Origin of the sequence: Pseudomonas sp. KBW05 (genome assembly GCF_003852405.1) — a bacterium.
In the GTDB taxonomy this organism is placed as follows: domain Bacteria; phylum Pseudomonadota; class Gammaproteobacteria; order Pseudomonadales; family Pseudomonadaceae; genus Aquipseudomonas.
Map to the genome: position 1 here is coordinate 124,412 of NZ_QAJM01000003.1, position 15,642 is coordinate 140,053.

11 protein-coding genes are annotated in these 15,642 nt (G+C 64.0%); all 11 read right to left on the minus strand.

Features of this window, described 5'->3' with window-relative positions; genetic code table 11:
* Positions 1-189 precede the first annotated feature (189 nt).
* Complete coding sequence (locus tag DBR46_RS02705; RefSeq protein WP_124524926.1) at positions 190-1,476, minus strand: OmpP1/FadL family transporter; 1,287 nt, start codon at positions 1,474-1,476, stop codon at positions 190-192.
* Positions 1,477-1,666: 190 nt separating this feature from the next.
* Positions 1,667-2,740: a glucuronyl hydrolase gene (locus tag DBR46_RS02710; RefSeq protein ID WP_124524927.1), complete on the minus strand. Its 1,074-nt coding sequence runs from the start codon at positions 2,738-2,740 to the stop codon at positions 1,667-1,669.
* A complete protein-coding gene (locus DBR46_RS02715; RefSeq protein WP_124524928.1) occupies positions 2,737-3,891 on the minus strand; it encodes an MFS transporter in 1,155 nt (384 codons plus the stop codon). The genes DBR46_RS02710 and DBR46_RS02715 overlap by 4 nt, the downstream gene beginning before the upstream one ends.
* A complete protein-coding gene (locus tag DBR46_RS02720) occupies positions 3,888-5,024 on the minus strand; it encodes an acyl-CoA dehydrogenase family protein (protein WP_124524929.1) in 1,137 nt (378 codons plus the stop codon). The genes DBR46_RS02715 and DBR46_RS02720 overlap by 4 nt, the downstream gene beginning before the upstream one ends.
* Entirely contained in the window at positions 5,018-6,667 is a 1,650-nt protein-coding gene (locus tag DBR46_RS02725) for a class I adenylate-forming enzyme family protein (protein WP_124524930.1), read from the minus strand. Before DBR46_RS02725 ends, DBR46_RS02720 begins: the two co-directional genes overlap by 7 nt.
* Positions 6,664-8,475 carry a CoA transferase gene (locus DBR46_RS02730; protein WP_124524931.1) on the minus strand — a complete coding sequence of 604 codons (1,812 nt, stop codon included), beginning with the start codon at positions 8,473-8,475 and terminating at the stop codon, positions 6,664-6,666. Before DBR46_RS02730 ends, DBR46_RS02725 begins: the two co-directional genes overlap by 4 nt.
* An 86-nt stretch (positions 8,476-8,561) precedes the next feature.
* Entirely contained in the window at positions 8,562-8,834 is a 273-nt protein-coding gene (locus DBR46_RS02735) for a MoaD family protein (protein WP_124524932.1), read from the minus strand.
* Between the two features lie 44 nt (positions 8,835-8,878).
* Positions 8,879-9,286, minus strand: coding sequence for a Mov34/MPN/PAD-1 family protein (locus tag DBR46_RS02740; protein WP_124524933.1), 408 nt, complete (start codon positions 9,284-9,286; stop codon positions 8,879-8,881).
* A gap of 5 nt (positions 9,287-9,291) precedes the next feature.
* Positions 9,292-10,464, minus strand: a complete 1,173-nt coding sequence (moeB, locus tag DBR46_RS02745) for a molybdopterin-synthase adenylyltransferase MoeB (RefSeq protein ID WP_124524934.1) — start codon at positions 10,462-10,464, stop codon at positions 9,292-9,294.
* A gap of 247 nt (positions 10,465-10,711) precedes the next feature.
* Complete coding sequence (locus tag DBR46_RS02750; protein WP_124524935.1) at positions 10,712-13,210, minus strand: aminotransferase class III-fold pyridoxal phosphate-dependent enzyme; 2,499 nt, start codon at positions 13,208-13,210, stop codon at positions 10,712-10,714.
* Positions 13,211-13,230: 20 nt separating this feature from the next.
* The gene (locus DBR46_RS02755) at positions 13,231-15,633 is read right to left on the minus strand and encodes a decarboxylase (RefSeq protein ID WP_124524936.1); all 2,403 of its coding nucleotides are present in this window, start codon (positions 15,631-15,633) and stop codon (positions 13,231-13,233) included.
* Positions 15,634-15,642: the final 9 nt, after the last annotated feature.

Consider the following 15,642-nt stretch of genomic DNA (forward strand, 5'->3'; position numbering starts at 1 on the left):
CTGGAGCCCTTCGGGCGCCGCCGGACGAAGTGTTTTTGTTCATCAAGCACGGGTGAAACAGAAGCTGCGCAAGGCTACAGAATATCCAATCGTTTCAAAAGCCAAATCTGGTATCCAGCGGCACGCCCGTCGGGCAAAAAAAACGGCAAGGCCCCGTGATGGGCCTTGCCGTTTTCATGTTGGCACCGGTCAGAAGCGGTAAGTGACCGAACCCCCAAAGCCGTTGGCGCTGTTTTCGTACTTGGCGTCGTAGGTCAGTTGCAACTGAGGGTTGTTGTCGCGCACCTTGATCGGCTCCTCCTTCAGGTAGGAATAGGCCACGTCAAAGGTCAGGTTATCCACCGGCGTCCAGCCGGCACCCAGGCTGAATACGGTGCGGTCGCCCGTCGGAATGCGCACGGAACGATCGGTGTTGTTGGTCGGCGTCTGGTCCACGGAGAAGCCCGTGCGCAGCACCAGTTGATTGTTGAGCTGGTATGACAGGCCGATCGCGTGGGACCAGGTGTCATGCCAGTGCTGTTCTTCGGTGATGGAATCCAGGCCGGCCAGCTCAGTGGTAATGTCGGACACGCCGGTGTTGTTCACCGTGATCTTCTTCAACTGGCTCCAACGGGTGTAGGTGCTGCCCACGTAGAGTGTCAGAGCATCCGTCAATTGGTGGGTGACCGAGAAGTCCACGGAGGATGGCGTGGTGACGTTCAGCTTGGCGTCATACTTCTGCGGCCCACCGTCCAGCAGGTCGGACAGCACACCCGAAGCGTTGGTATGGCCGCTCAGGTGATAGACCACTTGCGAATGGTAGGTGACGCCAACACGAGTAGTGTCCAGGGCCTGCACCAGAATACCGGCGTTAAAGCCCATCGCGGTGTCATCGCCCTTGATCTTGGCCGTTTCCGTGCCCAGGCCAAACGCAGGCACCTTGGAGTCCAACTCCCCGCTGATTTTGTTGAAGGTCGGGCCGAAACCTACCGAAACCTTGTCGTTGAACGCATAGCTGACCGTCGGTTGCACGGTGATGACCTGAACCTTGCTCTTATTGCCAAAGCCATTGCCTTGGAAGCTGTGTTCATAGTCAGTCACCAGGCCAAACGGTGCGTAGACCCCCAGGCCAAACGCCCAGTGCTCGTCGATCGGCGTCACCAGGTAACCCATCGGCACGGCAATGCCGGGGACCATGTCGCCTTTGTTGGTACCTGGGTTGTCGGCGCCACCCTGGGAGGAACTGGCGTCCTTGATGTTGGATTTGGCATCGAGGTAGGTCGCGCCGATGCTCACTTCATTCTGTTTGATGCGAGCCATACCGGCCGGGTTGCCGAACACTGTACTGGCGTCGTCGGCCGAGGAAGAGCGACCGGCGTAGCCTGTACCCATTGAACTGATGCTTTGTTCATTGAGCGCAAAACCACCGGCGAACAGCGGTGTGGAGGCAAGCGAAATGGCAAGCGCCAAAGCGCTTTTAAGAGTTTTTTTATTCATTATTAGGACTCGAATTGTTGGGCAGCGGTGAGAAAACTACCAACGTTCGAGCGGAGCAATTATGAAGAGTTTTTCATGCGCAAGATTGTCGGACAATCCTATCCATTTCAAAGACTTTGCCCGATTTATCGCTTCTTTTTATGACTTTTTAACCTGATCGTGACCCGCTGGTTTCTGGGCCGACGGGGGCTCAAATCAGCCGAGCATCCAACTCCCCCGCCCAAGCCATCAACGCCGCCAGCAAAAAGAAACTGCCGCAGGCTGACTCGACTTTGTGCTCCGTCGTCGCCGACGTGCGATAGCAATGTCCGTTGAAACGCCCGTCGACAAAGTCATCGCTGCGCACGATCGCCGCCAGCAAACGCCCCGCCTCCTGCTGCAACACCTGCCCATCGGCCAGCTCCAGCGCCTGCGCTTGCAGGGCCAGCGACGCCATGGCCGCCGCGCACGGATCGTGCGGTCCATCGGGCTGCCCCAGGCGGTTGAGCGGTGCGTGCACCGAGCGGCTGCGCAACCAGTATTGGCTGGCGCGCTGGGCATCCTGGTGGAATGGCACACCGTACAGACGCGCACCGACGCCGAGGCCGAGCATGGCCCAGGCTTGCCCACGGGACCAATCGCCCGCAGGGTCGCCAACGTGCCATTGCCCCTGCTCATCAAGGGCATGGCTGCTCCAGGCGCCCGCCGAACCCGCACAGGCACGAAACGAGGTATGCAGGTGCTGGCGCCCCAAACTCAGCAGGTCAGGGGAGTTGCCTAATGCGAACAGGTTTAACGTCGCCGCCAGTGGGTCGATGCTTAAGCTACGATCCCCCTGCGCGCCGCCGCCCATCTCACGGCCCAGGGGGATGCAACCGAGCACCGGATCAAACGCATGGGCCAGGCGCTGTGCGGCCTGTTGCGCCAACTCCGCAGCTTCGGGATCCGCCAATAACTGCGCGCCAAGACCAGCGCCATACCAGAAGATCAAGCTGCGGTGATGGGTATCGCTGTCGAGCTTGTCGCGCAGGCGTTCAGCAATCCTTAGCGCTTGTTGCCGATCCGCCTGGCGCCCGTAATGGACGGCGCGCAGCCACCACAACCCCGCCCAGAAACCACCCAGCCACGAGCCACCGGCCGAGACTTTCCAGGCGCCGTCGTTGTACAGCGGGAAACCCTCGCCACAGACCGCCTCGATCTGCTCCAGTCGAGACAGGATCGCCTCGATGGCGCGCTGCGTCTCGGCACTGTTGAGCGGCCGGTCCAACACTTCGAACGCGCTCATTTGACCACCTGCAAACCCGGCGCCGCGCGCACCCGCGTCAGTACCAGGCTCAGCCCACAGGCCAGCAGCACCACGCCGATGGGCATCCACCAGGACTGGCCGAACACCAGCCCGAACAACGGCGGCCCCAGCGCAAACCCGCCGAAAAAGCCCACCGACAGCAACCCCGCCGACGGCGCCGGCGCGCCGAAACCGGGGTCGCGCAGCACCATGCTCATGGCGATGGCATTGGTCGCCACTGCCGTCAGGCCCATGCCCAGCGCACCGGCCCACAGCAGCCAGTGACGCGCGGGCGTGGCCTGGGCGGTCAGCCACAACGCCACGCTCGCCAACAGCAGCAACACCAGCAACAGCCACGATTCATCGGCCATGCGCGCGCCCAACGGCGTCAACAGCGTGCGCGCAACAATGCCCATCACGCCGAAGCCGGCGATCAAGCCGCCGATGGCCGTGGCCGACATGCCCTGCCCGGCGGCGAACACACCGAGAAAGGTCACGAAGGACGACAACACCACGCCCACGCACAGCTGGATACTCATCAACACAGCCAGGCGCGCCGTCGGCCGCGCTACCCGCAAACTCAGCGGTTTGCGCGCCGATGCCGCTGGCGCCACACGCGGCCCCAACACCGCCAGCAGCAACGCCGGCAGCAGCAGGCACGCCAACGCCCCGCGCCAACCGAAACCCAGCGCCAAGCCCGGCAACAACGCCCCGGCAAACAACGCCGAGACCTGCACCCCGGACTGCTTCAACCCGACCACCGCCGCCTTGAACGCTGGCTCGACGCGCTCGGCAATCAGCAGATTGGTCACCGGGTTGGCCAACGCCTGGGCAATCCCGCACACCGTCAGCGCCAGCACCACACCCGCAAATCCCGGCAAAGCGGCGAGCAGGCTGTAGGAGCACGCCGTGCTCCAGAACAACAACGCCAGGCCACGCCGGCTGCCCAGCCAATTGACCAGCGGCCCGGCCCACAACGACAGCAACGCCGCGAAACCAAAGGTGCTGGTGATCAACCAACCGAGCCACGGCGTCGGCACGCCAAGATCGGCGATCATCAACGGGCCGAGGGTGCCGACCGCGTAGAAGATCAGCATCGGCAGGGCCATGGCGCAGGTCAGCACCACGCGCAACCACAGGCTATGGGTCATCCCCGCGCTCCAACCGACGGCAGGTCGAAGTCCAACCCGTCCACGCCACAGCTATCGAGCAACTGCCGGCCGACCGCACTGATAAGCGCATCGTCGGTGCCATCGAGAATATGCGTGGTGCGCGCGGTGTTGTAGATGCCCGGCAGTGGCGACCACGCGCTCAAGCCTTCGGCGCCCATGATCTGGATCGCCGAATCCGCCGCCGCGCTCAACGCCTGGGACGCCGCGACCTTGGCGATATTCACTTCAACACTGTTGGCCACGCCCGCATCGCGTTTGGCCGCCGCGTCCTGCAACAACAACCGCGCACTGGCGATGGCCTGGTACACGCTGAACACCCGCAGGCGCACCAACTGCTTGTCGGCCAGCCGCGCCTGCTGGCCACGGGCCGAATGAATGCGCGCGCACATCAGGTCGAAACAACGCTGGGCCAAGCCCAGCCAATGCACCGAACGCAGGATGCGCCCCAAGCCCAGGCGCTCCTGCATCAGCGCCAGCCCTTGCCCCGGCTGGCCCAGCACATAGGCCGGCGCCACCGGCACATCGTCAAAGGCCAACTCGCCCTGGCCACTGAAGCGGCCAAGGATCGACAACGGCCGCACCACGCGAAACCCCGGCGCATCCGCTGGCACCAGGAACATCGACAAGCCCTGCGCCGTCTGCGCCACCACCGTGACCAACGCCGCCCGCTCGGCGCGGCAGATAAACCATTTGCGCCCGTTCAAGCGCCACTGGCCGTCGATCAGTTCCGCGTGCGCGGTGATCGTCGCCGGGATCGAACCGATGCTGTCCGGCTCGGACATGCCGTAGCTCGACACCATCGCCCCACTCGCCAACGGTTCCAGGAAGCGCTGGCGCACCGCCTCGCTGGCGTGGCGAGTGAGCATGTGCAGATCCAGGGTGGCGTCATCGCCGAAGATCGCCGGGGCGTATTCCGAACGCCCCTCCTGTTCGGCCACCGCCAGGTAATCGCGCAAGCTGCCAGCGGTGTGCGGATAAAAACTACCCCACAACCCTTCGGCCCGCGCCTGCTCGCTCAGCTCGGCCAGCAATTGCGGATTGCTGGCCAACTCACCTTCCACGGGGATGATGCGCTCATCGACAAACTGCCGTACCCGCTGCGCCTTCAACATGCGATGCCCGCCCCGCTTTCGAGGAACGCCACTTCGGCGGCCAGGGATTTCTTGTCGATCTTGCCCGCTGGCGTCAGCGGCAATTGGCGATAGAAACGCAGGTACTCCGGCAGCTTGTTCACCTCCAGCCCTTGCTCACGCAGGTAGTCGGTCAACTCGCTGAGGGAGAAACGCGCGGCGCCGTCTCGCAAGGTCACGCAGATGCAAACGCGTTGGCCGAGGTCCGGGTCAGGTACCGCCACGCACGCGACGCTGACCACGTCCGGGTGGCTGGTGGCCAGGGTTTCGATCTGCACCGGGCTGATGTTCGCGCCGCCGCGGATGATGATGTCTTTCTTGCGCCCGGCCAAAATCAGGTAGCCATCACTGTCGATGTAACCGAGGTCGCCGGTATTCACCCAGCCTTCGGCGTCGCGGTACTGCGCGTCGAGTTCCGGCGCATTCACGTACTGCATCGGGCTCAACGGGCCGCGCGCCTTGATTTCGCCGACGCTGCCCTGGGGCAATTCCACGCCGTCTTCGTCAAAGATCTTGATCGCACACACCGCCGGGTTCGGCCGGCCGACGCTGTAGAACACCACATCCAGCGCATCGTCCAGGGTGTTGTGACAGTTCACCCCGTCGGCGGAACCGTAGAGGCTGATAAAACCGCAACCGAACGCCTCGACACAGCGGCGCACGGTGACTTCATCGATCAGCGAACCGCCGCAAATCAGCCCGAGCAGGCTGGATTTATCCACCTGCGCCAACCGCGCATCGGCAGCGATACGTTGCAACATGGTCGGCACGCCGAGGATGTGGGTCGGGCGCAATTGGGCGATGGCGTCGATAGCCGCCGCGACATCGAATTGCGGCAACACCGCAATCGAACCGCCGAGCCAGGACAGGCTGCCAAAGGTCGCCGTCGAACCAAACGACGAACCCAGCGGCACCAGGTACAGGCCACGGAACGTACCGCCCTCGGGGTGCACACGTTGCAGGAAGCGCCCGCGCCCGCCAACCAGGGCGTTGTGGGAATAGGCGACCAATTTAGGCTCCGACTCGGTGCCGGAGGACACCAGCAAGCGCACCGGAGAATTCGGGCACACCTCGGGCAATTGCGCTGCGCTCAAGGGCTCGGCCTGGAACATCTGCTCCAGGCTCAGCCATCCTTTGCGCGCCTCGCCTTCGACGATCAGCACGCGCAGCGACAACAACGTCGGGCGCAGGGCTTCGATGACCTGGCACAAATCGATGCCGGCGTACTGCGCCGGCACGATCACCGCCCGCGCATCGCAACGGCGCACCAGGGATTGAATGTCGAGGCTGCCGCGCCCCGGTGGAAACGGCGCGACCACGGCGCCCAGCGCCGCAGCGGCGAGGTCGATGGCGCAACTGCGCCAGCTGTTGGTCAGTTGATACGCCACCACGTCACCGGCGACGATGCCCGCATTGCGCAAACTGGCGGCCATGCGCAGCGCCGCTGCGTGCAGCTCGCCGTAGGTAACGCTGCTGTCGGGTTCGAGCACCGCCGGTTTGTGCGGGTCGCGTTCGGCGTGTTCACGAAACAGTTGGTACACCGAACGGTTGGGGTAAGTGCCGTCCTGTTCCCACACGCTGCGCACAGCGGCGGGAACCAGATCGATAATGCCTGCGTTATTCATCGAAAACTCCAGTGAGCGTTGACCGAGGTATAGGCATTCACGCTTAAACACGTCTTCAATCGCCTGTCTTGAGCCAGGGCTGACAGGTCTTCTACGGCCACCACGGCCGGGATGTCGGCGGCGCCCAGCACCTGTTGCCAGGTAGCGGCGGGTTGCGACGCCAAGGCGCTGCGGATTGCTGCATCGCTATGCAAGTCGCAGGCGAGGATGTTTTCCAGCTGTGCAAGTTGCGCCGGAGTCTGGCAGTCGATGGCCAGCACGCCGTCGGCGGTCGGGTAGACGCCCTTGAGCAGGCTCTGTGTGGGCGCGTCCTGCACCGTCAGCAGGTTGGCGGTGCCCAGCAGCGAGCTATCGACCCGCGCACCCTGGCCGCTAAGGGCACGATGCAGCAATGCCGCACTCACGCCTTGCGCCGCGACCACACCGCCCAGCACATCGAGCACGGTGAACAACGAACCGCCCGGCGTGGCCGAAGCCTGGCCGATCTGTTCGCCGACGCCGGACCAGGCTTGCACCATAAAGTCGGTGCCGGGCAGCGGTTCGCCCGGGCGGTCGTGGCCCCAACCGCCGGCGTAGGCGTACACCAGCGCCGGGTTGATGCGCAGCAGGTCGGCGCTGTCCAAGCCCAGCTCGGCGGCCTTGCCCGGCGCCCAGTTGTGCAGGAACACATCGGCGTCACGCACCCGTTCAAACAGTTCGTCGCGACCGGCGCGGGACTTGATGTCCAACTCCCGCACCTGCTTGTGCCGGTTCAGCGCATCGAAGCGCACCGACACGCCCTCCACACACGGCGGCATGCCGCGCAGCGGGTCACCACCAGGCAATTCGAGGCGGATCACCTCGGCGCCCAACATCGCCAGCAGATGCCCGGCCAGCGGGCCCTGGATACGGCGGCAGGATTCGATCACGGTGAGGCCGCTCAACGGCAACGCCGGGTTGTTCAGGCCACGCAATGGCTGGCCGCCGGCAGCGACGGCAAAGCTCCACGGGCCTTGGGCGATTTGCGCGGGCAGATCCGCATCGCCACGACGCTCGGCGAGGCTGCGCAACGGGCACACCGCCATGCCGCTCAAGGCGCACAACGCGGTGATGCGCGCCATCGACAAGCGCGCCATGGCCTGGCGAAACACCGGCGGCATCGGCGCGACGGCTTTGGCATAGCGCAGCAGGAAGGCTTTCCAGCCCTGTCCGGCCTGTTCGCCGTCGATGCCGACCTGCGCCCAGAAGCGCCGCCACGGCTCGGCGTCGAGGGTTTCCAATTCAAAATACACGCCGTCCGCCGACATGAACGGCGGGCGATTCTTTGCGCACGTCGCCCCCGGCAACAGGTGTTCGGCTTCAGCACCCGCCGTGGCACCGGCCAGGTATTGAGCGATGCTCAACACGCCGGCGCCGGCCATGGCGGTGTCCACGCGGCTGAAATCGCCACCGCGCAGTTGCCCGACGGCTGCGGCCAACACGCCTTGCAGCGCGAGGCTGGCGCCGAGGGTGGAGACGTAATCCACGCCCAGCCCCTGGACCTTGCCGCTGGCCCGGCCGTGCACCGACATCAAGCCGCAGGCCGCTTGCACCGTGTGTTCGGTGGCGCCGGCGGACGTGCCGTCGGCCCAGCCGTGAATCACGCCCTGCACCGACTTGAGGTCAGGGTGATGCAAGCCCATGCGCATGGCATCGCGCTTATCGCTGTCATGGGGCGCCAGGCCCAGCGCCGTCGCCTGGTAGCGCAGTGACGCGGCCAAGCTGGCCATCCCGGCCGGTGCGCCGGTAAACGTGCCGCTGAGGCTACAGCCATGTAGAAGTGCAGACATTCGACATTCGCCAGAAAGGTGAGTGATCGCTGCGCGCGCGACCTCGGGTGAGGTACGCCGCGCCAGCTCTTAGAGATCGCCGCCGCTCAGCCGCCCGCGACAGCCGGCAGGATGGTGATGGCGTCACCGGCCTTGAGCGCGGTGCCCAGGTTGTCGGCGAAACGGATGTCGTCATCGTTGACGTAGATGTTCACGAAGCGATGCACCTGGCCGTCGCCAATCAAGCGATCCTTGACGCCTGGGTATTCGCGTTCCATCTGTTCGATCACTTCCAGAACAGTGTTGCCTTGCACTTCCACGCGCTTCTGATCCTGGGTAAAAGAGCGCAATAAAGTGGGCACCATCACGGAAATCGACATGCAGAACTCCTTGGGCCTTAGTTGGCCCATTGATTAATTTCGGTTTAATTAACGATGTAGATAACTTCTTCAGTCACTTTGCGTTGCACGATACGAAAACTGCGCACTGCAACTTCAACTTCCGGCAATGTTGAAACAATCACGTAGTGCACCGATGGATCACCGGCATAACTCACATCTTCCGCACTGGGGTAGGCCACGCTGGCGGTGTGGGAGTGGTAGATCACCCGGCACTCTTCGTCCCGTTCATCGAGTTCGCGCCACACCGCCAATTGCTGCTTGGGGGCGAAGCTGAAGAACGTTTCGGAGCGCGCCGCGTTGTCCATCGCCACCAGGCGTTCGGCGGTTGGCTCACCCACGGGCGCAGCGATGATGCCGCAGGTTTCCAGCGGGTGATCGCGGTGCGCCTGTTCCAACATGGCCTCCAGCAGGCCGGCACGCAGCTTCAACATGGCCGTCAGTAGCTCGGCAACGTCGGTTCGACATCACGCACCCAGGCCAGCACACCGCCGTCGAGGTTGCGCACATTGCTGAAACCGCGTTGCTGCAATTCCAGCAAGACCGCCTTGGAACGCATCCCGGATTTGCAATGCAGCACCAGGTTGGCGTGCTTGCCGAAACGGGTTTCGATGACCTGCGCGGTGTTCGGGCCCTTGGGGATATGTTGCGCGCCGGGGATGTGCACGATGTCCCATTCGGTCTGTTCCCGCACATCGATCAGCAGCAGGTTTTCCCGCCGTTCGCGCAGGGCGTGCAACTCGCGGGCGCTGATGGACGGGATGTCCGACGGCTGCACGCCGTGGGGCGCCAGCAGGCCGCAGAACGCCTGGTAATCGCTGAGGGCGGTAATCAGCTGACGGCCCGGCGCACGGCGCAGCGGCATTTGGCGGTAGGACATTTCCAAGGCGTCGTAGACCATCAAGCGGCCCAGCAGGCTGTCGCCAATGCCGGTGATCAGCTTGACCGCCTCGGTGGCCATGATCGCGCCAATCGACGCGCAGAGGATGCCCAGCACCCCGCCTTCGGAGCAGGACGGTGCCAGTTCCGGTGGCGGCGGCTCGGGGTAGAGGTCGCGGTAATTGAGGCCGACGCCGCCGGGAGCATCTTCCCAGAACACCGAGGCCTGGCCTTCGAAGCGGTAGATCGAGCCCCACACGTACGGCTTGCCGGCCAGCACGCAGGCGTCGTTGACCAGGTAGCGGGTGGCAAAGTTGTCGGTGCCGTCGAGGATCAGGTCGTACTCGCTGAACAGCTGCACGGCGGTTTCCGGTTCCAGGCGCAGGTTGTAGCAGTTGACCTGCACATGGGGGTTCAAATCGCGGATCGCGGCGGCGGCGCTGTCGACCTTCAATTGGCCGACAGTGGCGACACGGTGGATCACCTGGCGTTGCAGGTTGGACTCGTCCACCACATCAAAATCAATAAGGCCCAAGGTACCGATACCGGCCGCTGCCAAGTACAACAAGGCGGGCGAGCCAAGACCACCGGCACCAATGACCAACACCTTGCTGGTCTTTAAACGGCGCTGGCCGTCCATGCCGACATCGGGAATTAACAAGTGCCGACTATAACGGGTTATTTCGTCGTTACTTAGTTGGGCAAGTGGCTCTACAAGTGCAGGAAGTTTCATCACGAATACCTGTTTCTGAATGCAAGTGATTCTCAAGTAAACACTTGGTTTAATCAATTCAACAAATCAGAACATTCATATTCATAAGGGATATTTTTGTATGCGTTTAAATAAACAGTGGTGAACGGAACACCTGTGGCGAGGGAGCTTGCTCCCGCTGAGCCGCGTAGAGGCCCCAAAATCTTGGGAGCGCTGCGCACTCCAGCGGGAGCAAGCTCCCTCGCCACAAGAAGACAGCCCAGGAAAATCAGCCGAGGAAGGTCGACATGTCCTTGCACACCGCGCTGAACGCCTGCACAAAATGCCGCGCCTCGGACTCGCTGAGCACCAGGGGCGGCTGGATGCGCATGACCCGGTTGTTGTTGGCGGTGACGAAGGTCAGCACGCCATGCTCCCGGGACAATTTGCTGACAAAGCGCAGCACGAACATCTCCTCGAAGTTTTTCTCCACCTCGCTGATGGCCTCGTCGATATGCCGCTTGGCCTTGCCCGACAGCATGCGATAAGTGCCCGCCGCGTTGCCCGGCATACGGCTGGCGAACTCGCGCACAAACGCCTCGACGCCGCCCGTGTAGCTGTACTCGAACTCGATGGCGATCATCAGGCCTTGGCCGCGCACTTCACGGATGAACGGGTAGCCGCTGACGGCTTCGCTCAACGCCTCCTTGAGTTGCGTACCGACCCGCTCCGCGTTGCCGGCCAGGTCTTCGTTGGTGATCACATCCAAGGTGGCGAGGGCCGAAGCCGAGGCGAAATTGCCGCCGCCGAAGGTCGAGGTGTGCAAGGCAAAGGTGTCGATGCTGCCGTAGGCGCGGTCCCACAGCGCCGCGCTGGACAGCGTCGCGCCAATCGGCACGGCACCGCCGGAGAGGGATTTGGACAGCACCAGGATGTCCGGCACCACCCCTTCCCACTCGCAGGCAAACAGCTTGCCGGTGCGGCCGAGGCCGGTCTGGATTTCGTCGAGGATCATCACGCAATCGTGGGCCGTGCACAGCGCCCGCACCTGTTGCAGATAACCCGCTGGCGGGAAAATCACCCCGCCTTCGCCCTGGATCGGCTCGAGGATGAACGCGCCGACATCGCCTTGTTGCAGGGCGGTTTCGAGGGCGTGCAGGTCGCCGAAGGGAATCGAATCGCAGCGCGGCAGCAGCGGCTTGAACGGGTCGCGGTGTTTGTCGCGACCGGTCACCGACAGCGCGCCGAGGGTCTTGCCGTGGTAGCCGTTGTCGCAATACAGCACGCGTGGACGACGCATCGCGGCCATCGCCAGTTTCAACGCGGCTTCGATGGCCTCGGTGCCGGAGTTGCTGAAGAACACCCGCTCCAGATCTCCCGGCGCCAGTTCGCTCAAGCGCTGGGCGAGCAGGCTGGTATGCAGCGGCACTGACACGTACTGCACAAAGGTCGGGTGCTGGTTTTGCAGGAATGCCTGCAACGCCTGGTTGACCTTGGGGTGGTTGTGCCCGGTGTTCAGGCAGCCGTAGCCGGCGACAAAATCCAGGTAACGGCCGCCGTCCAGGTCGGTCAGCCAGCAGCCCTCGCCCTGGGTGAACACGCGCTCGATATGGTTGAACTGGTAGAACTCGCGCAGCACCGGGTTGATGTGCTGGCCGAAGCAGCGCAAGGCTTCGGCGCGCAGGTCGGCGGGCGGCGCCACGTCCTGGCGGCGGTGGAAGCGGCGCAGGGGCTGGAAGTCTTCGTCGCGCAGGCGCTCGCCATAGGAAGCCATAGGCGACGGCGAGAAACCGTGCAGCTCGGCGATACGGCCGATTTCCAGGACTTTTTCTTCAGGCAGTTCACGCCCGATGGAGAACGCTTCGGCACGGCCTTCCAGGGCCAGCACCAGGGTTTCGGCGAGGCAGCCGTTGAGGAATTTCTTCGGTGCCAGGCCGAGGTTTTCGGTGCCGAAACGCACCGCGTCGCTGGCCGACACCAGGCCGCCGTCGACGATCAGGATGTCGTTGCGGTCGTGGTTGAAAGCCAGCACATCGCGGGGCAACGCAGCATCGATCACCACCGCGCCGGAGGCCAGGCGATAGGGGTCGATCACCCCGCCGCTGGAGGTGGCGGCGACGTAGAAGCGCACGTCGTCGTAGCAGCTTTCGATCTCGGCGGTGAGGCGCACCTGGGCGTGCATCTCCCCCGGCAGGTAGGCCAGGCTTTCCAGGCCTTGCTCGACACTGCCGCGATGCACCAGGCGCAGGCGGCAACCATGGCGGGCGAGCAGTTTGGCGATGACCAATGCGATGGAGCCGGGGTAGCCGACCACCGCAACTTCGCTGTCGGCGGGATCTACGTCGAGGCGCTGCATGGCTTCCAGCACGTTCTTGTAGGCGGCGTAGGCCGTCAGCGAATTACCGGTGGTGACCGCCACGCCACTGCGCTCCTGAGTCTGCAAGCCACGGTTGCCGACGATGGCCGTGAAGCCCCCCAGGCCCACCAGATGGGCGCCCTGCTCTTTGAGGCTGTTCACACCGTCCAGCACCCGCGCGGCAATGCTGCGCGGCTGGCTGAGCATTTGCTCGGCGGTCAGTGGCAGGTAATGCAGGATGCCTTCGCAAGTGGCGCCGGTGGCGCTGACGATGCGCCCGAAATCGGCGAACGGCACCAGGTTGCGTGGCTGCCACAGTTCGGGCTGATAGCCGCGATCCTGCTCCGCGAGGGTGCGATCGAGCAGGTCGATGATCTTCACTTGGCGTTGCAGCGCGATGGAAGTCGGGTGAGCGATAAAACCGAATTTCATGGGAGCGTGTCCTCTGTGTTTCATTGACGGTTCCAGGCGGTTTCGGAGACCAGGCTCAAGCCGTCGCCTTCCGAGTTGTGGGCCAGCAATACGTCGAAGATATTCAGTTGCCCGGGTTGGGTCAGGGCGTTGCGCAGGTGCGCTTCATCGAAGCGCACCTGCCGCTCGCGGTGCAGGTTGATCGTGCCGATGCGCTGCACGGGTTGCGTCGCGGCGGCGCGGGTGCTGACGGCGACCTGTTGCGCGCCGTTGTGGGCGTAGCGCTTGTCGAGGTAGGTCTGGATCAGCGAGAGCACACCGTTGCTGAGGTAGAACAAGGTCACGTTGCGCGCAGGGTCAGTCAGGCCTTGGGCCAGGCGCGCTTCGATGTCCGGCACCAACGCCCGGGCGCCGTCGCCGACAAACGCCAGCACGTTGCCGCTGCCGGTCATGGCGATATACGGCAAGGCCATCAGGCCGTCGCCCATCAACGCGCGGCCATACCAGCCGGAGAACCCCGGATCGGTGCGCGGCACGTTGCGCAACGCCGAGATGGCGCCACGGCCGACGTCGTACACACCGATGTAGCGGTAGTCGTGTTGCTCGATGAGTTCGCGCACCAGGTTGCCCAGGCGGCGGAAGAAGTAGTTGGAGGTCATCGGCAGGGTTTCGATATGGTCCGCCGCCACGCTTTCGCTGGTGGCGGCCACTTGCGCCAGCTTGGCGCGGCGCAGGGCGAGCACCACGGGTTCGACCTGCAAGCCGCGCTCGATGTGATCGAGGAACACGTCCAGCGGCACGTCCAGCGCCAGGTCGGTGAACGGCGACAAGTGCCGGGGTTCATGGTTGACCTGCACCACCCGCAACTGGCGCTTGAGCTTGCCTTCGGAGAACGGCGTGGCGGCCTGGTCGACCTTGCCCTTGAGGAAGAACACGCAGTGGCTGTGCGGCCCGTTCAGTTCGTGGTCGGTGTGCACGAACTGGTAGACCCGGCGACTGAAACCATACAACGACAAGGGCCCGAGGTAGTTCGGCACCTTGCGACCCTGGTGATACGGACCGACGCTGCCCGGCTGGGTAATGCTGTCGGACAGCGCAATCGCGCCGCGCTCGGCCAGAGCATGCACGCGTTGGCGCTGTTGCTCGCTGAGCTTGCCGCACTGCCAGAGCAAGTGCAGCGGCTGGCGGTTGATCAGGTCCAAGGCCTGGTCCAGCGCTTCGAGTTGCGCGCTGCTTAGGTTTACCTGCGCAGTCGTTGGCAAGGCCGGCAGCGCCACATTCAACGGCACTTGCGGACGCGATTCGAGCACGCCTTGGGTGGCCAGGATAAACACCGGCTCGGCACGTTCGGCGAGCATGGCGAAGGCTTGCTCCAGGCAGGCGCCGATCTCCTCGACCTTGCGGATGAACACCTGGCGCAGACCCTTGGCTTCGATGACCTGGCGTCCGTCGTTGTCGTTGTCGTGGGTGCCCTGGAACGCGTACCAGACGTTTTCCGGGCTGTCGGCGCAGATGATCAGGCCCGGCGCGCCGATGCGCTTGAGGTTGGCCAGGGTGCCACGAAACTCGTCGATCATGCCCGAGGTCACGGTGATCACATAGGCGCGGCCAAACAACTGCCAGCCGGCCATGGCACCCACCGCCAGGCTGTGTTCGTTGCAACCGCTGAGGCAACGCACGCCGGTGCCGGCGACGTTTTGCTGCATCGACTGGATCAGGCCCGCGACCATCGAACCGGTGTAGGCGTGAAAGTCCCAGCGCTCCTGCCAGCGGCTGTGCATAAAGCGCGTGACCTCGGTGGCCAGGCTCACCGACAGCAACGGACCGCTGATGGAACGGGCGAGCAAGCGGTTGAAGTGGGCATGCTCCAGATGGTCGAGGATGATGCGCAGCAGGTCGGCACGGCGCGCAGCGCGGTCGTCGTTGGCCACGCGCAGGTGGCGGTTGCCGCCGACGCGGTTCATCCAGCCGGGCAAGGCCGACAAGGCGCAGTACAGCACGGCCGAATGGGGCGACAGACGCGCATTCGGCGCGGCGGCGATCAGCGCGTCGAACGGATCGTCCATGCCCGCCTCGGCTTGTTCGCCAAGGTCGAGGATGAACAGTTCGTTGGACAACGGCGGGCTTTGCTGACGCAAGCGTGCCTTCGCGGCCTCCACCGAATCGAAGCTCATCAACCACATGTCCGGCAACGCCGCCGCATGCGCCGGGCTGCCTTGCAGGTAGCGCTGGGCCTGGACCATCAGGGTTTCCAGTACCGCATCGCTGCGCGGTCGGGGGCCCAGGGCCTGGTGCATTTCTTCGCAGTCGCCAGCGGTCACGGGCCAGTCAGCGGCATTCGGCAGCGGTTGCAAACCGGCCTGCAAATGCTCGATGACAAACGTCACGTCCTCAATCAGCGGCTGCGCCTGGGTAATCAAGCAGATTCCTAACGTGGCCTTCATGAACCTATC